The organism is Ruegeria profundi (assembly GCF_020171505.1).
GTDB classification, from domain to species: domain Bacteria; phylum Pseudomonadota; class Alphaproteobacteria; order Rhodobacterales; family Rhodobacteraceae; genus Ruegeria; species Ruegeria profundi.
The window spans coordinates 96,317-115,659 of record NZ_JAIUZS010000003.1; the positions used below are offsets into that span (position 1 = coordinate 96,317).

At 54.6% G+C, this 19,343-nt stretch carries 18 protein-coding genes and 1 pseudogene; 16 read left to right on the plus strand and 3 right to left on the minus strand.

The window, feature by feature from the left end; genetic code table 11:
- The first annotated feature begins 8 nt into the window (after positions 1–8).
- Genes phnD through LCM21_RS06690 form a run of 5 tightly spaced genes read left to right on the plus strand, consistent with a single transcriptional unit; the run spans position 9 to position 4,363 of the window.
- On the plus strand, positions 9–983 hold the full coding sequence (gene phnD / locus LCM21_RS06670; RefSeq protein ID WP_224889897.1) for a phosphate/phosphite/phosphonate ABC transporter substrate-binding protein: 975 nt from the start codon (positions 9–11) through the stop codon (positions 981–983).
- A 56-nt stretch (positions 984–1,039) separates the two neighbouring features.
- Positions 1,040–1,834 carry a phosphonate ABC transporter ATP-binding protein gene (phnC, locus tag LCM21_RS06675; protein ID WP_224889898.1) on the plus strand — a complete coding sequence of 265 codons (795 nt, stop codon included), beginning with the start codon at positions 1,040–1,042 and terminating at the stop codon, positions 1,832–1,834.
- The gene (gene phnE / locus LCM21_RS06680; protein ID WP_068332807.1) at positions 1,831–2,646 is read left to right on the plus strand and encodes a phosphonate ABC transporter, permease protein PhnE; all 816 of its coding nucleotides are present in this window, start codon (positions 1,831–1,833) and stop codon (positions 2,644–2,646) included. Before phnC ends, phnE (LCM21_RS06680) begins: the two co-directional genes overlap by 4 nt.
- On the plus strand, positions 2,646–3,461 hold the full coding sequence (gene phnE / locus LCM21_RS06685) for a phosphonate ABC transporter, permease protein PhnE (protein ID WP_224889899.1): 816 nt from the start codon (positions 2,646–2,648) through the stop codon (positions 3,459–3,461). The genes phnE (LCM21_RS06680) and phnE (LCM21_RS06685) overlap by 1 nt, the downstream gene beginning before the upstream one ends.
- Complete coding sequence (locus LCM21_RS06690) at positions 3,458–4,363, plus strand: HAD-IIA family hydrolase (RefSeq protein ID WP_224889900.1); 906 nt, start codon at positions 3,458–3,460, stop codon at positions 4,361–4,363. The genes phnE (LCM21_RS06685) and LCM21_RS06690 overlap by 4 nt, the downstream gene beginning before the upstream one ends.
- A 59-nt stretch (positions 4,364–4,422) precedes the next feature.
- Here LCM21_RS06690 and LCM21_RS06695 read toward each other — a convergent pair whose 3' ends face one another.
- Positions 4,423–5,055, minus strand: coding sequence for a YceI family protein (locus LCM21_RS06695; RefSeq protein WP_224889901.1), 633 nt, complete (start codon positions 5,053–5,055; stop codon positions 4,423–4,425).
- A gap of 287 nt (positions 5,056–5,342) precedes the next feature.
- Here LCM21_RS06695 and LCM21_RS06700 point away from each other — a divergent pair, with 287 nt between their 5' ends.
- The 11 genes and pseudogenes from LCM21_RS06700 to LCM21_RS06750 all read left to right on the plus strand — a co-directional run.
- A complete protein-coding gene (locus LCM21_RS06700; RefSeq protein WP_224889902.1) occupies positions 5,343–6,065 on the plus strand; it encodes a CDP-alcohol phosphatidyltransferase family protein in 723 nt (240 codons plus the stop codon).
- Positions 6,062–7,675, plus strand: a complete 1,614-nt coding sequence (locus LCM21_RS06705; RefSeq protein ID WP_224889903.1) for a sulfatase-like hydrolase/transferase — start codon at positions 6,062–6,064, stop codon at positions 7,673–7,675. Before LCM21_RS06700 ends, LCM21_RS06705 begins: the two co-directional genes overlap by 4 nt.
- A complete protein-coding gene (locus tag LCM21_RS06710) occupies positions 7,672–8,577 on the plus strand; it encodes a lysylphosphatidylglycerol synthase transmembrane domain-containing protein (RefSeq protein WP_224889904.1) in 906 nt (301 codons plus the stop codon). Before LCM21_RS06705 ends, LCM21_RS06710 begins: the two co-directional genes overlap by 4 nt.
- Positions 8,574–9,569 (plus strand): ABC transporter substrate-binding protein, encoded by a 996-nt coding sequence (locus tag LCM21_RS06715; RefSeq protein ID WP_224889905.1) that lies wholly within the window; start codon positions 8,574–8,576, stop codon positions 9,567–9,569. Before LCM21_RS06710 ends, LCM21_RS06715 begins: the two co-directional genes overlap by 4 nt.
- A gap of 15 nt (positions 9,570–9,584) precedes the next feature.
- Positions 9,585–10,331, plus strand: coding sequence for an ABC transporter ATP-binding protein (locus LCM21_RS06720; protein ID WP_224889906.1), 747 nt, complete (start codon positions 9,585–9,587; stop codon positions 10,329–10,331).
- Complete coding sequence (locus tag LCM21_RS06725) at positions 10,332–11,864, plus strand: ABC transporter permease (RefSeq protein WP_224889907.1); 1,533 nt, start codon at positions 10,332–10,334, stop codon at positions 11,862–11,864.
- Positions 11,861–12,913 (plus strand): glycosyltransferase family 4 protein, encoded by a 1,053-nt coding sequence (locus tag LCM21_RS06730; protein WP_224889908.1) that lies wholly within the window; start codon positions 11,861–11,863, stop codon positions 12,911–12,913. The genes LCM21_RS06725 and LCM21_RS06730 overlap by 4 nt, the downstream gene beginning before the upstream one ends.
- 182 nt (positions 12,914–13,095) lie before the next feature.
- Positions 13,096–13,569, plus strand: coding sequence for a DUF427 domain-containing protein (locus LCM21_RS06735; protein ID WP_224889909.1), 474 nt, complete (start codon positions 13,096–13,098; stop codon positions 13,567–13,569).
- Between the two features lie 65 nt (positions 13,570–13,634).
- Complete coding sequence (locus LCM21_RS06740) at positions 13,635–14,954, plus strand: ABC1 kinase family protein (protein ID WP_224889910.1); 1,320 nt, start codon at positions 13,635–13,637, stop codon at positions 14,952–14,954.
- A 133-nt stretch (positions 14,955–15,087) separates the two neighbouring features.
- On the plus strand, positions 15,088–17,325 hold the full coding sequence (locus tag LCM21_RS06745) for a methyl-accepting chemotaxis protein (RefSeq protein ID WP_224889911.1): 2,238 nt from the start codon (positions 15,088–15,090) through the stop codon (positions 17,323–17,325).
- A 605-nt stretch (positions 17,326–17,930) separates the two neighbouring features.
- Positions 17,931–18,148 (plus strand): annotated as a pseudogene (locus tag LCM21_RS06750) (transposase); the annotation flags it as partial.
- A gap of 445 nt (positions 18,149–18,593) precedes the next feature.
- Here LCM21_RS06750 and LCM21_RS06755 read toward each other — a convergent pair.
- Together LCM21_RS06755 and LCM21_RS06760 are read right to left on the minus strand one after the other, a co-directional pair.
- Positions 18,594–18,926, minus strand: a complete 333-nt coding sequence (locus LCM21_RS06755) for a hypothetical protein (RefSeq protein WP_224889912.1) — start codon at positions 18,924–18,926, stop codon at positions 18,594–18,596.
- Positions 18,923–19,309: a response regulator gene (locus tag LCM21_RS06760; protein ID WP_068332842.1), complete on the minus strand. Its 387-nt coding sequence runs from the start codon at positions 19,307–19,309 to the stop codon at positions 18,923–18,925. Before LCM21_RS06760 ends, LCM21_RS06755 begins: the two co-directional genes overlap by 4 nt.
- Between the last annotated feature and the right edge of the window lie 34 nt (positions 19,310–19,343).

Here is a 19,343-nt window from a genome sequence, read left to right on the forward strand (position 1 = left end):
AGGAAAACATGAAAATTGACATCAAACTACTTATCGGCGCCTCGGCAATTTCGCTGTTATCGTTGGCTGGGACGGCTTCAGCACAAGACTGCCCGCGCGGTGACTTGGATGAGCGGTTTTGCGACGCTGACGGCGACCTGATCGCAGATATTCCAACCGATCCTTCGCAACTGATTGACCCTGAAACGTTGATCTTTGCATACACTCCGGTCGAAGATCCGGCCGTTTACAAGACTGCGTGGTCTGACTTTCTGGAGCATCTCGAAGCCGAAACCGGCAAGGAAGTTGTCTTTTTCCCTGTTCAGAACAATGCCGCCCAGATCGAAGCGATGCGTTCGGGCCGTCTGCACATAGCGGGTTTCAACACGGGCTCCAATCCTCTGGCGGTAAACTGCGCCGGGTTCCGTCCGTTTACGATCATGGCGTCCAAAGACGGTAACTTCGGTTATGAAATGGAGATTATCACCTATCCTGGGTCAGGGATCGAAAAGGTCGAGGATATCAAGGGCAAACAGCTGGCGTTCACGTCGCCCACCTCAAATTCCGGGTTCAAAGCACCTTCGGCTATTTTAAAGAGCGACTTCGATCTTCTGCCCGAGCGTGATTTCGAACCAGTTTATTCGGGTAAGCACGATAACTCGATCCTCGGGGTGGCAAACAAGGACTACCTCGCGGCGTCTATTGCGAACTCGGTCAAGTCGCGGATGATCTTGCGCGATGTGATCAAAGAGGATGACGTCGTCACCATCTATAAATCGCAGACTTTCCCGACCACTGGTTTTGGCACCGTTTACAACCTGACGCCCGAGTTGCAGGAGAAAATCCGCAACGCGTTCTTCAGCTTTGAATGGGAAGGCACAACGCTTGAAGCCGAGTTCTCGAAGTCGAACGAAGGGCAGTTCCTTGAAATGACGTATCAGGAGTTCTGGGACGTGATCCGCAAGATTGACGCGGCAAATGGCGTCTCGTACGCCTGCGAGTAAAGTCTATCAAAGGCGGGCCCGAAAGGCCCGCTTTCCACCCTAAGCAGGGGCAATACATGCTGCGTCTTCAAAAGCTGACGAAAACATACAAAACCGGGGATCAGGCGCTTAAGGCAATTGATCTTGAGGTGCCAAAAGGGCAGGTGCTTGCGTTGATCGGGCCGTCTGGTGCGGGCAAATCGACCATGATCCGCTGTATCAACCGCTTGGTTGAACCAACAAGCGGGGGCGTCCTTTTGGACGATGTGGACCTGACCCGGCTGGGTTCAGGTGCATTGCGGAAAGCGCGCCGCGAGATGGGCATGATCTTTCAGGAATATGCGTTGGTCGAACGTTTGACCGTGATGGAAAATGTTCTGTCGGGGCGGCTGGGATATGTCGGTTTCTGGCGCAGTTTTCTGCGGCGGTATCCGCAGTCCGACGTTGATGAGGCTTTCCGCCTGCTGGATCGGGTGGGGCTGCTGCACATGGCCGACAAACGCGCAGATGAGCTTTCAGGAGGCCAGCGTCAACGGGTCGGTATCTGCCGTGCCCTGATTCAAAACCCGAAACTCTTGTTGGTTGACGAGCCGACAGCCTCGTTGGACCCGAAAACCAGCCGTCAGATCATGCGGCTGATCACCGAGCTATGTCATGAGCGCGGTTTGGCAGCGATTATCAATATTCACGATGTGGCCCTTGCGCAGATGTTTGTGCCCCGTGTCGTGGGTCTTCGGTTTGGAGAAATTGTTTACGATGGTCGCCCGACAGGCCTTACCCCGGACAAGCTAACCGAGATTTACGGCGAAGAAGATTGGGAAGCGACCATTGAAAAAGTGGACGATGACGAAGAAGTCGAGGCCGCAGAATGAGCCACAGAGAACTTGATGACATGCTGGGAAAAGGCTGGCGTAAACCAGCCTTTGTCAAAAATGCGTGGCTCCGCTGGGCTTTGAGTGTGGGCTTTGTCGCCTATCTGATTGCTGCGTTTCTAACCATCGATGTGGACTGGGGTCGGGTTTACGAAGGGTTGGACAGGGGCTGGGCGTTTGTTCTGGCTTTCACAAGCCCGGATTTCATTTCGCGCTGGGGCGATATCTGGAGCGGCCTGCTTGAGAGTATCGTGATGACCGTTGCTGCTTCGGTTGTGGGTATCTTGATTTCGATCCCAATCGGATTGGGCGCGGCACGCAACATTGCCCCGCTGCCGGTCTACATCGTGTGCCGCGGCATCGTTGCCATCAGCCGGGCCTTGCAAGAGATCATCGTCGCCATTTTGCTGGTGGCCATCTTCGGGTTTGGCCCGCTGGCAGGGTTCCTGACACTTTCCTTTGCCACTATCGGGTTTCTGTCAAAGCTTCTCGCCGAAGATATCGAGGCGATGGACAAGGTTCAGGCCGAGGCGATCAAAGCTTCTGGCGCGCGTTGGATGCAGTGGATCAACTACGGGGTTCAGCCGCAAGTCATGCCACGCCTCGTGGGGCTTTCCATGTACCGCATAGATATCAACTTTCGCGAAAGCGCGATCCTCGGGCTGGTTGGGGCTGGCGGGATTGGCGCAACACTGAATACCGCGTTTGACAGGTATGAATACGACACGGCTGCCGCAATCCTCATCCTGATCATCGGGATCGTTATGGCGCTTGAATACCTTTCAGGCATTATCCGAGCGAGGGTCCAGTAATGCCCGTACTTGAACGCGACGATACGCAAATCTGGCGCAGGCGGACTACGGGCCAAAGTCTGGTTCGCTGGTTCGGGTGGCTGTTGGGCGTGGCGGTCTTTGTCTATTGCTGGCAGCTGATTTCAGAGTCTACGACCTGGTTCTTTGTTTGGGACGCACCCCGCATTGCCAATGACATCTGGACGCGCGCGACACCGCCCAAATGGGATTATATCACCCAGTTGGGCCGTCCGATCTGGGATACGCTCAACATTGCCACGCTTGGAACGATCATTGCCTTGATCCTGGCGGTGCCCGTGGCGTTTCTGGCCGCGCGGAACACCACGCCATCAGCGTTGTTTATCCGACCCATAGCCCTGTTGGTCATCGTTTCGACACGCTCGATCAACTCGTTGATCTGGGCACTTTTGCTGATCGCAATCATCGGGCCCGGCGTCTTTGCGGGTGTCATTGCAATCGCCATTCGGTCAATCGGATTCTGCGCCAAGCTGCTTTATGAAGCTATCGAGGAAATCGATCACAGCCAGGTCGAGGCCATCACGGCGACAGGTGCGTCGCGGTGGCAGGTCATGGCTTATGGGATCGTACCGCAAATCCTGCCCGCCTTTGCTGGCATTGCGGTGTTCCGCTGGGATATCAATATCCGCGAGTCCACGGTTCTGGGGCTGGTTGGAGCTGGTGGCATCGGTTTGCAATTGTCGGCCTCGCTTAATGTTCTGGCGTGGCCGCAGGTCAGCTTGATCCTGATTGTAATTCTCGTCGCGGTCATGATCAGTGAGTGGGTTTCGGCAAAAGTCCGAGGAGCGATCATTTGACCGGGGTCACAACTCAGGACGCTTTTGACGCTTACGAAGCTGTGCGCCACCGGCTGCCCGAGGTCGCGCCGGCTGAGGTGACCTATCGACACGCCGATACGCTGGAGGATATCGCGGATGAGTTCGACGTGTTCCTTCTTGATGCGTTCGGAGTTCTCAATATCGGGGAAACCGCGATCCCTGGAACGCCCGAGCGCGTCAAGTCGCTGCAAGCTGCTGGCAAGCGCGTGTTAGTTGTGTCAAACGCTGCGGGATTTCCGCACGCGACCCTTATGGAAAAATACGCAAGGCTTGGTTATGATTTTGCACCGCATGATGTGATTACCAGCCGGGCCACGCTGCTGAGCGAACTTAATGGTCAAAGCGGGCTGCATTGGGGTTTGATGGCGACACCAAGCGCGGGTCTTCGGGATCTGGAAGGTTTGAATCTGACTTATCTACAGGATGATCAGCACGCCTATGACGCCGTAGATGGGTTCTTGCTGGTCGGGTCGGCAGCCTGGACCGAAGCGCGACAGGCAATGTTGGAAACCGCCTTGCTTGCGCGACCGCGCCCGGTCTGGGTCGGCAATCCGGATATTGTTGCGCCGCGCGAAGATGGCTTTTCAAAAGAACCCGGTCTTTTTGCGCACCGCCTGGCTGACCGGACTGGAGTTGTCCCTCAATTCTTCGGAAAACCTTTCGGCAATATCTTTGACCTGGCATTTCAACGCCTCGGTACTGTTGACAAATCTCGCGTCCTGATGGTCGGCGACAGCTTGCATACGGACATTCTGGGTGCCCGTGCTGCTGGTGTGGCGTCGGCGCTTATTTCTGATTTTGGCTTTTTCGCAGGGCATGAGGTAGGGCCCGCTATCGAGCGGGCAGGCATTGTGCCTGACTTTGTTGTCACCCGCCCCTGAGCGCCTCGGTCGTTCCGATTTGCGCAGTGGCCGTAGGGGCAAATGCGATATATGCGGTCTCAGTTGTCGCTTTTGATAGCTTCCGTTTCGATGTTGATAGTGACTTCGTCACCGACGAGCCCGTTGTCAACGCCGTAGGTCATTCCAAAGTCACTCCGCATAATCGACGTATTTAGCGAAAGCCCAAGCACCTCACGGCCGTGTCCGAACGGATATTCCGCAACTTTGTTGAGCGTTGCGTTCAGGTTCACTGGTCTGGACTGGCCAAGAATGGTCAGATCACCGGTGACAGTACCAGAGTTTGTATTGGTAGGATTACCGCCATTTGCAGTGAATGTTATCTCGGGGTAGGTCGACACGTTCAAAAAGTCGCGGTTGCGAACATGGCTGTCCCGCGCGTCTTGGAAGGTCGTGACAGATTCTGCTCGGATGGCGACCTGAACATCGCTGAGTTGCTGAGTTTCCGTGTCGTACAGAAAACTGCCGGTGACCTCGGTGAAAACGCCCAGGGTTTTAGCATAGCCGATATGATCAATCGTGAAATACACCGTCGTGTGATCGGGGTCGAGGTCGTATCGAGCCATATCGGCCAGAGACGCCGTTGCGAATATGCCGAAGACGGCAGTGGTGCAAAGGATTTGCTGAACTGGTCTTCTGCTAAGCGCAAACTTTGGTTTTTGCGTAATTCTCATCGCTTGCGGCCCTCCGGACAATATATTCAATAACTATGATATAGATTGGCGAAGGATAAAGGCCGAAAAAAACATGAGCATCAAAAAAATGTGCTGCACGACATGGAACAGTCCTCGCGCAATGGGATCGGATGGGCTGCTTGATACGCCTGAAACAAGCCTTGCTCCTATAAACCTTGTCCGCGTCGCTACGCTTTGCGGGCGGACCAACGCGCACAAGACTTTGGGAGGGTACCCGTAATTGATTGTTGTACTAGGTTTGTTATCAAAGCAATTTGGTGAAGTGCATGTTTGACAGTGATATTTTTAATAACGCAAGGACCGCTGAGGTAGATCCACCGATAGTTGGCCTGAGTATTTCAAGTGGTTTTCTCGCGCTCGGCATTGTCGGCGCCGCGCTACTGACTAATGGGTCCGCGCTGGTGCCTTTGTTGATTTTCGGGGTCGCTGTGGTCCTGGTGATGCGCGGTTTGCGGTACTCTTATCCCCACAACATATTCGGGTTGTGCAACGTCGTGACCCTTATGCGCGCGGCAATGGTTGCGTTTCTTGCAGGTGCGGTGATTGACGCAACCGTATCAAGTTGGCTTGTATTTTGGGTGGGAGCCGCTGCGTTTTCGCTGGACGGGATCGATGGCTGGTTGGCAAGGCGGGCAGGTCTGACATCTCAGTTCGGCGCCAGATTTGATATGGAAACTGACGCGCTGTTGGCTGCTGTTTTGGCGATGTGGCTTTTGGCAACGGGCACGACCGGCCCTGAAATCCTCGTCTTGGGCTTCATGAGATACCTTTTCTGTGCCGCATCCTTTTTCGTGACACCATTGCGCGCTGACCTGCCCGTGTCGTTTCGGCGGAAAGCCATCTGCGTGATACAGATCGGCGCGCTGATTGCGTTGCTGTTCCCATTGACACCAGAGTTTTTGGCAGCGCCGGTATCAATTTTTGCCGCAATTCTGCTATGCTGGTCATTTGCAGTGGATATCAATTGGCTTTTAAGGCGCGCAACATGAAGCAAGCCCTTATCCCGGCCCTTGGAGCGGCAGTTGTTTTTGTTGTGTTCGCACTGCCCAATCATCCTGATGCGATGGGGTGGGGCGCATTCACCCGTTGGCCGTTGGAGTTGCCGGTTCTGCTGCTGTTCATGGTGCTTTTGGGTCGGCGCGCGGGTGTGACGCATCTGGTGGCGTCGGTGCTTGTGATCCTCACTGTCTTGAAACTGGCCGACTACGTGATGTTCATGGCCTATAATCGGCCATTCAACCCAATCGTGGACGGATCGCTGATCAATGCCGGGTTTGAATTTGCGCGGGACAGTCTCGGGGTCACCTGGGTTGGTGTCGCGTTGGTTTTCGCCGCTTTTCTACTGGTTCTATGGTTTCTGGTGTTGCTCCGGAGTTTGGTCTCTTGGGCGGAATTGAGCCCGAGCGGAAAGACCACGCAAGCCGCAGGTGTGGCCGCGCTGGGATGTTTCGTGTGGGCGGTGGCTGACGCCGGGCACCATATGAACTTCTGGAAATTCCAAGCCAGCCCCCCGGGAACCACCTGGACAACACGTTTGGCGATTGACCGCGTGGACCAGATGCAGAGGACGTCGGCGGACTTGGTACAGTTTCGCCAAGCGGCTTTGTCAGATATCTATGCCAATCGCAGCGGGCTGTTGAACCAATTGGACGAGCGAAACGTGATCCTGATCTGGATCGAAAGTTACGGTCGCGCGAGTTTCGACAACCCGCTTTATGCGCCGACGCATTTGGCCACTTTGCGCACCGCACAGAACGACTTGTCCGACCTGGGGTTCGCCATGAAAAGCGGCTGGCTAACCTCGCCAACTGCGGGTGGACAAAGCTGGCTGGCGCACGGGGCGCTCGGCGCTGGTTTGTGGACTACGGATAATGGCCGATATCAGGCGATGATCGACAGCGGCAAGAAATGGCTGTTTCACATCGCCCAAGATGCCGGTTATCGCACGACGGCAATCATGCCTGCGATCACGCGCGATTGGCCCGAAAGCGACGCGATGGGGTTTGACCTTATCCTCAACCAAGATGCGCTGGGGTACGAAGGTGAACCCTTCCGATGGGTAACAATGCCTGATCAGTTCACCTTGGCCACCTACCGTGATCTGTTGCCGCCGGACCCACGACCTGACTTTATCCAGATCGCTTTGATATCATCACACGCCCCATGGACGCCAATCCCCGATTTGATCCGGTGGGAGGATGTCGGAAGCGGTACCGTTTTCAACGAAATGGCGGCCCGCGGACCAGAGCCGGAGGTGCTGTGGAAAGACAAGGACGCCGTTCGGGACGCCTACCGCAGATCGGTGGACTATGTCCTGAACGCTGTCTTTTCCCACGTCGCACAATTGGCTGATGACGCCCCATTGATTGTCGTGGCCGGCGACCATCAGGCAGCCGGGTTCGTATCGGGCAGCGGCAACATGGATGTCGCGGTTCACATGATCGGTCCACACCACGTCCTCGACCGGATTGAACACTGGGGTTGGACGGACGGTCTTGTCCCCGGTGCCGACGTGCCGGTCCGACGCATGGACAGTTTCCGGGATGATTTCATTTCCGCGTTTTCCGGGGTGACCTCGACCGCCATGGTGGCAAAATGACGCGCTATTGGATCAGGTTGGCTGTTTCGATCGGCGTCATTTTTGCGCTGTTGTGGTGGACCGATGCGGCCAAGGTTTCAGAGCATTTGATGTCATTGCATCTGGGATGGATTGGCATCTCACTCCTTGCGGTGACAGGTGCAACCTTATCGATGGCTCTGCGATGGCAGCTGACTGCGCGGGCCTTGCAGATCCAGTTTGATTACTCGTTCGCCTTGCGCGAGTACTATATTGCACAATTGACGAACTCGGTGCTGCCGGGAGGGGTCACCGGGGATGTTGCCCGCGCCTTCAGGACGCGCCATCAGGCAGACCTGCGCCTTGCAGCGCAATCTGTTCTTGCCGAGCGTTTGTTGGGGCAGGTCGCAATAATCTGCGTTCTTTTCATCGGGTTCTCTGCTGCGCTGATGTTTCCTTTGGGGATCAAGGTGACCGTGCTGAGCTGGACGGTCGTCCTGACGCTTGGATGTGGCCTGATCGCCGTTGTCGCTTTGTCGCGCTTTAACACAGCGGTTGGCAGATTTGTCTCGTTCCTCCTCAAGCAACAATCGCAAACCGAGTTTCTTTTGTTGGGCGTTGTAAGCTCTTTCTGTCTCATCTTCGGGTTCTACACGTCTGCCCGCGCAGTTGGGGCCGAAATACCCATAGAGAGCTTGGTAACTGTCATTCCGTTGATATTGTGTGCCATGATCATACCGCTATCCATCGGTGGCTGGGGTTGGAGAGAGGGGGCGGCTGCCGCTCTTTTCCCGATCATCGGTCTAACCTCCAGTGAAGGCCTTGCATCCAGCATCACCTACGGTGCCGTTGTTTTGGTTGCTACGCTGCCTGCTGTTTTTGTTGTGCTTTGGCCAAGAATTACCGGATCTCATTTATCAAAAGGGAAGGCAAGTTCACCATGATCAAACCTGTACATCTGACACGTCGATTTTTCCTGCAAACCAGTGCGGCAGGATTTGCTGCCTCTGCGACCGCTTTGCCCGCGCTCGCGGCCAATCTGCAGCCGGTGACCTTTCAGTTGTCGTGGTTGCATTCTGTTCAGTTCGGCGGCAGCTACATCGCGATGAAGAACGGGTATTGGTCCGATCTGGGTTTGGATGTCTCACTTGCACAAGGCGGACCAAACGCGCCGGTCGAACCGCCAGTGGTTTCGGGAACAGCTTTGGTTGGAATTTCAGCCGCCGACTACACAGCCGCCGCGGTAGAGCAGGGTGCCCCTTTCAAAATAATAGCGGTTGCGATGCAAAAGAACCCGTTTGCAATCGCGTCATTGAGCGGCAATCCGGTGAATGAACCTGCTGATCTGATCGGGAAAAAGATCGGCATGGCGGTGGCCAACACACCGGTTCTGCAAGCGCTGTGCACTTTGAACGGCATAGACATAAATCAAATTGAAATCGTTCCTACGCAATATGACCCTGCGCCCCTGGTCAGCGGGCAAGTGGATTGTCTTTTGTGCTGGGAAACCGATTTACCGGTCGCCATGACCGTACAGGGCGTTGAAAACACCACGATGCTCATGGCGGATTACGGCTATGCCGTGCATTCGCAAACCTACATCGCCACCGAAGAGTCATTGACCGAAAGACGCGACACGCTGGTCTCGTTGCTGAAAGGCGAGGTGATGGGGTGGAACGACTATTACAAAGATACGGATGCAGCAGCTGCACTTGCCGTGGAAATGTTTCCCGATGCCGGTCTTGATCCTGAGGCACAGAAACTTCAAGCCGCCCGGCAGGTGCCGCTCATGTTCTCGGACCTGACGGCCGAACATGGGTTCGGTTGGTTCACGCAAGACACCGTTGCTGAAAACATCGAAACCCTGGGCTTGTTGGGGCGGAAGGTTACGGCAGACCTGTGGGATCGCTCGGTGCTGGAAGAGGTTTATGGCTGATCCGAGGATTGGATTGTGACCAGGGCCGATATCCACTGTGACAACATCCAGAAAAGCTTTGGCGCTGTCGAAACAGTGTCGCAGCTTTCGATTGTATTCAAATCCGGGCAGACAACAGCATTGGTTGGTCCGTCCGGGTGTGGAAAATCAACGATCCTACGCATGATCGCAGGTCTGGAAATGCCCGACACGGGAAGTATCCGAATAGGGCAAGAGACACCCCGGCAGGTCGCCCGCCGCGGGGGGCTGTCGATGGCGTTTCAGGATCCCTCTCTGCTGCCGTGGCGTAGTGTGCGCTCCAATATCGCGCTTGGTGCCGAATTGGCGCGTAAGCCCTTGGACCGAGTTGATGAACTGATCGACCTTGTCGGCCTTGTTGGATTTTCTGATCATCGACCTGCCGAATTGTCTGGCGGTATGCGCCAGCGCGCTGCAATTGCACGCAGCCTGATTTCAGCGCCCGATGTCTTGTTGCTGGATGAGCCTTTCGGCGCTGTCGATGCAATCACCCGTCGGCGGCTGAACCGTGATCTTCCCCCGTTGTGGCGCGAACGCAAGACGACCACGCTGCTTGTGACACACTCGGTGGAAGAGGCTGTGCTGCTGTCCGACCGCGTCATCGTGCTGTCCCCGCGGCCTGCGTGCGTTTTAGCGGACATTCCCGTTGACCTGCATCACAATCGCGCCTTGCCAGAAACAAATGCACCGGCTTTTCGGGACCTTGCGATGCGCGTTTTGACCGCGTTGGAAGAGGCCGCCTGAATGGCCTTTGGTCGTTTCATCGTAACTGCGGTTGTGTTCGCCTTGGCTTGGGAGTTTTTGGCGCGCGCTCAACCGGGCAGTATGTTTATCAGCGGGCCAGTCGCCATCGCCGAATACCTCACCAATAACTCAGGCTTGATTGTGAGGGCAGCCACCGAAACAACCACCAACGCGGTGCTAGGTTTTCTTTGGGGAAACCTGGCGGCCATGATGCTGGCGGTTATCGTTACCTTGCTGCCCCGGTCCGAATGGACCATTTCAACGCTTGCCCTGCTCGTGTTCTGCATACCCCTGATCGCAAGTGGCCCTATTCTGCGCGTATTGTTCGGACCGGGCTCGGGACCGCAGATCACGCTGGCTGCTTTGGCGGTGTACTACACGACGTTTCTGGCATTTTTGGTCGGCCTAAAGGCTGTTTCGCAGAATTGGACGGACTTGATGGCCGTCTATGGCCGGGGTCGTGTCGCGACGTTGTTCACGGTGCGCCTCAGGGCCAGTGTGCCTTATCTGTTTGTCGGATTACAGATCGCTGCCCCAGCCGCGTTTCTGGGTGCCATGATCGGAGAGTTCACCGGCGCAGAGCGTGGTCTGGGTGTTCTTACCCTTCGCGCCATGCGGGGGCTGCAAACCGATGCAACATGGGCCTTGGCTTGCGTTTCGGCGGCGATTGCAATGCTTGGATATGGATGCCTCGGAGCGCTGAGGCGAAAATTCACGCCGCATGCTCCGGTGATATTATTCTCGCCAAAACGTTTGGATCTTGGGCGGTCCATTACGATCCGGCTGATTGGTTTCGTGTCCATCGTAGGTCTGGTTTTCGTTTTGTGGCAAGGCACAATGGACGCTTTTGGTCTGAACCCCTTTTTTGCAAAACGGCCCGGCGACATCTTTAGATTTCTGTCTGAACCAGCACATTTGACTACTTTGCTCACGGCGCTTGGGGCGACTTTGGCCTATGCTGTTCCGGGGTATTTGGCCGGTCTTGCCCTTGGGGCGGGGCTTGCAATCTTGCTCATGCTTTGGCCGCCAGTCGCGCGAGCGACCATGCCTACCGCGATTGCTCTGCGCGCTGTTCCAATCATAACCACCGCTCCGCTTTTGGTTCTTGCCTTTGGGCGCGGTTTTACCGGAACGGTGGCGATCGTGGCCGTCATGATTTTCTTCCCAACTCTTGTCGCATGCCTTCAAGGGCTGCGTCAGACCCCGGCGCAAATCGTGGACCTTTTCGACAGCTACGGCGCAAGCCGATTTCAATTGCTGCGCTCTGCACAGATACCAGCCATGTTGCCAGCTTTGTTTGCGTCCGCCCGCATGGCCGTGCCGGCGGCTTTGTTGGCTGTAACAACGGCTGAATGGTTGGCGACCGGTCGGGGTATTGGTGTCCTGATGGCGCTGACCTCCAGCACGTCAGACTACAATATGCTGTGGTCCTGCGTCGTCGTGCTTTGCCTTGTGGCGGTTGTGTCTTATGCGTTTGTCGCGTGGTGCGAGAAAAAGGTCCTGGGGATATATGCAAATGAGCAATTGGCATGACTGAGGCGGTCTTCGCAATTCCCGGCGACAAGGACCGGCGCACCGGGGGATTTATCTACGAGGCCACGGTGCTGCGCGTGTTGAACGAAATCGGCTGCGAAACCCAGCATCTGGAACTGCCCGACAGCTTTCCTGAACCAACGCGGCAAGATATGGCTGCCACGATCAAAGCCCTTTGCGCGGTACCCGAGACACGCCCGATTATTCTGGATGGCTTGGTGTTCGGATCAATTGACCCTGACGGGCTCGCACAGGTCAAGGCACCGATTATCGCGATGATCCACCACCCCTTGGGGCTGGAAACCGGGTTAACGGCTGAGCGGTCTGCGTTTCTGATGCGCAACGAGGCGGCGGCGCTTCGGCATGCGTCTCGTGTTGTGGTTCCAAGCCCCGAGACTGCCCGGGTCCTTATTCAGAGTTTCGATGCCAAACCGGATCTGATTACGATCGCCGCACCGGGTTTTGATCGACCGAAGGTGAACAGGCAGCCAATTCAGCCACCGTTGGTTTTATCCGTTGGTCTTCTGGCGCGTCGAAAAGGGCATGACATATTGCTGGAGGCTTTGGCGGGAATAAGGGATGTTCCGTGGCAGGCTGTGATTGTCGGGAAAGAACATGACAAGCCCACCGCCAATGACCTGTATGAACAGGCACGTGTGTTGGATCTGGAGGCGCGGGTAAGATTTGCGGGAGAATTGGACGAAGACAGACTGAACCGGTTGTTCAACGCGGCAAGTGTCTTTGCGCTTGCCACCCGCTATGAAGGATATGGCATGGTTTTAAGTGAGGCCATGCTGTTTGGGTTGCCAATCCTGTCCTGCAATGTGGGCGCCGTTCCGGAAACGGTTGGAAACGCTGGTATTTTGGTGCCACCCGATGATGCGGATGCCTTTGGCGCCAAATTGCGTTTCCTATTGGAAGATGCAGGCGCGCGAAAAAGGCAGGCCGAATTGTCGTTGAAAAAATCCAGTTCCTTGCCAACATGGCACGATACTGCGGCCATTTTTGCGTGGCTGATCAGATCATTGCAACCTCCGGGTCATCTTTAGAAGGTTTGTGGAGGGCGGAATTCGGCTCGAAGCAAGCTCAGCGGGCGCGTTTGACGGTGTGTGTTTTCCTGCCCAATCCCCGCCATATGGGATGCGTAGCCAGTTCATTGCTAGAAAACGCCGGCTTCTGTTTTAGTTCATGGGCAGCAACAAGGTTAATCTTAGATAGCAGCGGGTACTGTATGACATCGCTTGAAATCGAGAACGTACAATCCTATCCGCGGCCCCCGGTTCTTGAGGCTGTGCCGCACACCGTGCGCATTGAGTTTGGCGGCGATACGATTGCTGAAACGGATCGGGCGTTTCGGGTGCTCGAAACTCATCATGCTCCGACATATTACCTGCCGCCTGACGACATAAAGGCATGTCTTGTTCCGGTTTCTGGACGAACATTTTGCGAATGGAAGGGTGTTGCGCGGTATTGGGACGTAGAATCTGACAAATCAACAGCGCCAAAATCTGCGTGGAGCTATTCGGAACCCACTGCTGCATTCGCAAAAATCGCAGGCTACTACGCCTTTTACGCAGGCTTGATGGACGCCTGTTTTGTTGGTGCCCATCGTGTTCGCCCTCAAGCCGGCGATTTTTACGCGGGCTGGGTTACAGATAACCTGCGGGGGCGTATCAAGGGTGCGCCCGGAACGGAGTTCTGGTGATGTTTTGTGAATTCTCGGGCATCGCCCACACTGGAATAATACCACCCTCTGTGGGCACAAACTGAATGACTGGGCGCAAACCCCTTTCCCGCCCGGTGGCGGTACCAACAGGCCGATTGGTTCGAATTGCAGGGCTGGGTGGTATGTCCGTGGGTATAGCTGGAAACGTGGCCGCGCAGGCTTTGGGCCAGGTACGACGCGGGTCGCGGCCGGATATGCGCAGTTTGTTGATGACTCCGGATAACATCCGGCGGGTTGCAGATCAGCTTGCCCGCATGCGCGGGGCCGCGCTGAAAGTTGGGCAGCTCATGTCAATGGACGCCGGCGATGTGTTACCGCCCGAGTTGGCAGATATCATGGCACGACTGCGCGACCAGGCGCATTTCATGCCACCCAAGCAATTGCAGCAGGTGCTGAATCGAAACTGGAAACCTGATTGGTTGCAATCCTTTCAGACTTTCAATGTAAGGCCAATCGCTGCGGCAAGCATTGGCCAGGTGCATCGGGCCACTTTGAAAGATGGGCGGGATGTCGCGATCAAAGTGCAATATCCCGGCATCGCGCGAAGTATTGATAGCGATGTCGCCAATGTTGCGGCGTTGGTAAGAATGTCCGGCCTCGTTCCAAGAAACTTTGACCTGAACCCCTATGTTGAAGAAGCCCGGAGCCAGCTGCACGAAGAAACGGATTATGAAAAAGAGGGCGCCCACCTAAGGCAGTTTACGGATTTGCTGGACGGCGCGGATCAATTTGAAATCCCAAGTTTTTATGCCGATTGGAGCACGCCCGAAATACTCACGATGTCATTCCTCGAAGGTCTGCCCATCGAAACGCTGAGCGATGTGCCAAGCGATGCACGCAACCATGTTGCACAAGCGCTTATAGAGTTGACGCTGAAAGAGGTCTTCGAGTTCGGCGTGACGCAAAGCGATCCGAATTTTGCCAATTACCGCTACAATCCCGTGACTGGCAAGACCATACTCTTGGATTTTGGCGCGACAAGAACCCTGGATTCGTCAAGCATTGATGGCTATCGCCGCCTGTTGCGCGCAGGCCTGAAGGAAGACTGCGAGGGTTTGCGTGACGCGGCGGTTCAGATGAAGATAATTGAGGGCGACAGCGCATTTGACACTCAAATACTCGGGATGATCCGATCCGTTTTTGGCGCGATCGTCTCTAGAGAAGAATTTAATTTTGCGGATCGATCTTTGGCTGAACAGTTGCACAGGGAAGGTGTCGCTCTGGCCGAGGCTGGGTATGTTCCACCGCAGATTCCGATGGATATACTCTACCTGCAAAGAAAATTTGGCGGAATGTTCCTGCTTGCAACCCGATTGAAGGCGAAACTGCCGTTGCGATCCTTGCTGACCCAATGCGCGAACTAAGACAGCCGCTGCCCGTACTTGGGGTTGGAGTTGTGGCAGCAGCACCAACCTTCGCAGGTGCGCGTTCAATTATTCCTTAAACTATTCATGGGATGTGGCGGGAAGAACAGACTAACAGGATCGAGATTAGAAAATGGGCGTTAGGTTTGGGACGATTTCGGCAAAGCTTCTTGCGGCCACTACCATCGCGATTACCGTACTGATGCTGTGCTTCACGGCATATGCAGCATTTGAGAAATCCAAAGAAGTAGAAAAGGAGGTGTTGGATCGCGCCACTGGATATGCCAACGAGCTTGCTCTGAAGCTCTCGACAGAGTTGATCGAGGCAAGTTCAGCCGCCGCTACGCTGGGGGGTGCGATTTCGGGGTTGGTAGATGACGGAAACGCCACCACGGATGAGGTCATTAACCTGATGGAAGGCGTGCCCGAGCGATACGATATGGTGTTTTCATCCTATATGAGCGGAATTCCCAACGGCACTACAGAGCAGTTTATTCTGGGTCTTGAAGGCCGAAATGATGACGGAGTGTTTACGCCCTATTGGACCAAATCCAAATCGGGTGAGCTGACTTTTGAAACATTTACTGTGAGCCCAAATGAAACCGGCGAATGGTACCGTCTTCCGATTGACACCGGTGAAAGCGCGATCACCGAACCCTATCTGTCAGAGGCGGGGCGCTTGCTGACATCCGTTTCTGTTCCGGTTTTTGCCCAAGACCAGATCATCGGCGTTGCTGGTGTCGACATTCTTTTGGGTGAATTGACGCAGCTGGTAAACGACTTTTCGGTGTACGAAGGCGGCAATGTGATGCTTATTGGGCAGGGTGGTAAATTCCTGGCTCATCCCGATGCCAACATGTTGACAAAACCCTTTGAGGGTGAGGGACAGGCGGCGTATCGCGCCGCGATGGAGACGGGTGAAACGCAAGTGTATTCGGGACTTGAAAGTGGCGCGGTACGTCTGTTCCTGCCGTTTACGGCATATGGGATGAACAAGACTTGGGTTGTCGTTTTGGAAATCCCGCGTGACGTATTCGTCAACCCGGTGCGCTGGATCGTGGCTGAGCAATTGATCACTGGTTTCTTTCTGCTGGTGCTGACCCTTTCAACCATTTTCTTTTCGGTGCAGGCGTTGGTAAGCCGCCCGCTGGGAAAACTTCGGGGTATGGTTGAAAATCTGTCTGCAGGCAATGTAGACGAACCCATTGATCTGCAGTCACGCCGCGACGAGATCGCCGATATCTCTGTATCCGTCGAAACGTTGCGACAGGGCTTGAAACAGAAAAAAGCCTTGGAAATCGCTAGACAAAACGAACAGAGCGAACAAGCAGATGTTGTGCAATCGCTGGCTCAGGGTTTGCAACAGTTGGCGGCAGGTCAGTTGGAAGCGGAAATTCACGAGGAAATGCCGGGGCGTTACGAAAAGCTGCGTCAGGATTTCAACGCGACCGTTACCATACTTAAACACACAATTGGTGAGGTTGTTGACGCCGCTGGGTCAATCCGCGATGGCTCTGTTGAGATCAGCCAAGCCTCTGACGAGCTATCGCAGCGCACCGAAAGTCAGGCGGCGACGTTAGAGCAGACGGCAGCCGCGCTTGATGAACTAACCGCCTCGGTCAAATCTGCTGCCGAAGGTGCCCGCAACGTAGAAAGCTCTATGGTTGTTGCAAAGAGCGAAGCCGAAGAAAGTGGCGAGGTTGTGCAAAACGCAATCGAGGCCATGCACGAGATCGAGCAGAGCTCAAGTTCGATTTCCCAGATTATCTCGGTGATTGACGACATCGCGTTCCAAACAAATCTGCTGGCACTTAACGCCGGTGTCGAAGCGGCGCGTGCGGGTGAAGCTGGCCGCGGGTTTTCGGTGGTTGCCTCTGAGGTAAGAGCATTGGCACAACGATCGTCAGAGGCGGCGAGAGAGATTAAGTCTTTGATTGGAGAAAGTGCGCAAAACGTCCAGCGAGGTGTTGTTTTGGTTGGCAAAACCGGAGAGGCGCTCAACAGCATCATGGAGCGTGTTACTCATATCTCGAAATTGGTCTCTGACATTGCCGAAGGCGCAGCCGAGCAGTCCGTTGGATTGGGTGAGATCAATTTGGGCGTCAACCAACTTGATCAGGTCACGCAAAAAAACGCGGCCATGGTCGAAGAAGCCACTGCCGCCGGGCATATGCTCAAAGGTGATGCAGAGCGGCTTACGGAGATGGTCAAACACTTCACCATTCATGGCCACCGTGGCACGGATACGCATGCCGAGCTGTCCGGTTCTGCAACGCATGGCAGAGACTGGTCAGATGAGTTGCCAAAGCATCAACCCATGGCGATGGCGGTAGGGGATTCGTCCTCAACACGGATTTGGCAAGAGTTCTGACCCTGAACGCCAGTAAGGGTTAAAGAGTACACGAGCCGGCCATTTGGAATGCCGAGCAGAACAAGAAGGCGAGTAAAACTGGTGACTGGTCGCAGCAGGGCAGACCCCTTGCGGACTTGACCCATCCAAAGACCCGCGCGGCCCAGGGCGCAAAAAAGCGCCCTGGGCCGTATCCTCGTTTCAATAAAGCCCAAGGTAAGCGTTACTGGATCAATCCGGTAAATTTTCAGACCTAAGAAAAGACCGTGGGACACGTTCCGTTTGGAGTCTGCCTTGAAAAGTAACTGCTCTACGAACCTTCAATAGACACCAAGCGGTTTGGATCGAGTGACTGTACTTTCTTTTCGCGCTACGTAAACGGTCTGCCTTTTCACTTGATATCCTTAGCGTGCGACCTTTTTAGATCGCGGTTTTTTAGGGGTGAAGTATGGGCAGCATTTATGTAACGTTTTTGGGCTTTAGTTTCGAAGGACAGGGTTTCGGTGCCAGTGTCCGAGGACGGTTGTGGTGAAAGAGTCCGTGATTGAAGGAGCAGCCCCTTGGACGAGAAACAGGATCGCCACACAAAGGCGCGAGGCTACCGCTAGGCGTATGCGTGAAAGCGCATGACCGGAACCAAGCCGAGCCATGGTGAGAAGGTCGCAAAGGACATTGCCTTGCGACTTGCAAACAGGATTCCGCAGACGAAAAGACCAGGATCGTTCTGGATGGCCTGAAGGGTGAGGACAGCAATGCCAAACTCTGCTGCCGTGAAGGTATTGCACAAAGCCTCTACTACAGTTGGTTCAAAGAGTTCCTGGAGTCGGGCAAGAAGCGGCTGGCAGATGCTTGGGAGAGTGGCGTGTTTAATGCAACGCAGAAAGATCACAAAGCAGTGTCGGGAAGATCCCACCGGCAGGCAAGCAAACTCAAATGGCGATCCTAGACCGCCGTTCTGAGAAAATGTGGATAAATCCATGCCCATGCGGCAGAAAGCTGGGTTTCAGAAAAAAAATGTAAAAACAGCTAGAATGGACAGCTTTGAGACAATTTTTCAGCTGCGAACCACCGACCTAGCCAATTCAACCGGATGCGCACTGGTTTGGGCAAAAAAATAAGAAAAACAGTGTCTTAGGCCATGGTCGTAGGCAAACAATCTCGGAGGGACTAAGTTTTAAGGCAAACTTGACCTGACAGTCGCCGCAGTGAATGTGGCTGACAGTCAGGTCAGATCGAAACCCCTTAAACTTATCAGTCAGTCCTTGGCACGGCAGCTACTTGATCGGCTTTCAACCCTTCTCCGCCTGTAGGTGTTGTTCTTCGGGAAACTCCAACCGATCTCGCAACGATTGCAGTTTTATCTTTTGGATTGCGGTTTGCAGGTTTGGTTCTGCCTGTACCGCAAGGCGCTCGAATACTTCTTCCAGCGCGGCAAGTGTTTGAACCATAAGGTCCAAGCTTTGCAGCGTCGTTTTCGTTTTTTGCTTTGATGATGCAGCCTGCTGAGAAGAAAAACCTTCCAGGATCATCTCTTCTAGGTTCAAAGCCTGTTTGCGAAGCCGTTTCATTTCCGGCGAAAAACGCGCAAAGATTTTTTGCTCATCCGTCGTAACATCCCTCATAGCCGACCCACCACCTGCTCGATACTTGTTTTTAAAGACGATACAGTAAAAGGCTTCTTAACGAGGTTGTTCATTCCCAATCGGCGCCCAGCGTCCAGAATTTCTTGCGTCGGCTTGCCTGTAATAAGAATAAAGCCAATTCTCTGTGTGACCCTTGTTGTGCGCAACGATTTCAAAAGACCAAGGCCATCCATACCCGGCATGTTGTAATCAGACAAAACCAAATGTACTGGGTTAGCAACAAGCTTCCGCAGCGCAGTTTCCCCCGAGTTTTCTACAAAATAGTTCGCAATCCCTATTTCATCCAGCGCCTGGGTAATGACGCCGCGGCTGGTCGACATGTCATCAACGACCATCACACGCAGACTCGATTTTAGGCTCATTTTGATATTCCTTCTTTTTTTCACTCAGACCTGT

Bases quoted from the DNA above. Each gene is read 5' to 3' on its own strand.
- LCM21_RS06745 (WP_224889911.1), top strand. From the start codon at position 15,088: ATGGGCGTTAGGTTTGGGACGATTTCGGCAAAGCTTCTTGCGGCCACT.
- LCM21_RS06760 (WP_068332842.1), bottom strand. From the start codon at position 19,309: ATGAGCCTAAAATCGAGTCTGCGTGTGATGGTCGTTGATGACATGTCG.
- phnE (WP_068332807.1), top strand. From the start codon at position 1,831: ATGAGCCACAGAGAACTTGATGACATGCTGGGAAAAGGCTGGCGTAAA.
- LCM21_RS06730 (WP_224889908.1), top strand. From the start codon at position 11,861: ATGACTGAGGCGGTCTTCGCAATTCCCGGCGACAAGGACCGGCGCACC.
- LCM21_RS06705 (WP_224889903.1), top strand. From the start codon at position 6,062: ATGAAGCAAGCCCTTATCCCGGCCCTTGGAGCGGCAGTTGTTTTTGTT.
- phnC (WP_224889898.1), top strand. From the start codon at position 1,040: ATGCTGCGTCTTCAAAAGCTGACGAAAACATACAAAACCGGGGATCAG.
- LCM21_RS06695 (WP_224889901.1), bottom strand. From the start codon at position 5,055: ATGAGAATTACGCAAAAACCAAAGTTTGCGCTTAGCAGAAGACCAGTT.
- LCM21_RS06710 (WP_224889904.1), top strand. From the start codon at position 7,672: ATGACGCGCTATTGGATCAGGTTGGCTGTTTCGATCGGCGTCATTTTT.
- LCM21_RS06700 (WP_224889902.1), top strand. From the start codon at position 5,343: ATGTTTGACAGTGATATTTTTAATAACGCAAGGACCGCTGAGGTAGAT.
- phnE (WP_224889899.1), top strand. From the start codon at position 2,646: ATGCCCGTACTTGAACGCGACGATACGCAAATCTGGCGCAGGCGGACT.
- LCM21_RS06725 (WP_224889907.1), top strand. From the start codon at position 10,332: ATGGCCTTTGGTCGTTTCATCGTAACTGCGGTTGTGTTCGCCTTGGCT.
- LCM21_RS06740 (WP_224889910.1), top strand. From the start codon at position 13,635: ATGACTGGGCGCAAACCCCTTTCCCGCCCGGTGGCGGTACCAACAGGC.
- LCM21_RS06735 (WP_224889909.1), top strand. From the start codon at position 13,096: ATGACATCGCTTGAAATCGAGAACGTACAATCCTATCCGCGGCCCCCG.
- LCM21_RS06755 (WP_224889912.1), bottom strand. From the start codon at position 18,926: ATGAGGGATGTTACGACGGATGAGCAAAAAATCTTTGCGCGTTTTTCG.
- LCM21_RS06715 (WP_224889905.1), top strand. From the start codon at position 8,574: ATGATCAAACCTGTACATCTGACACGTCGATTTTTCCTGCAAACCAGT.
- phnD (WP_224889897.1), top strand. From the start codon at position 9: ATGAAAATTGACATCAAACTACTTATCGGCGCCTCGGCAATTTCGCTG.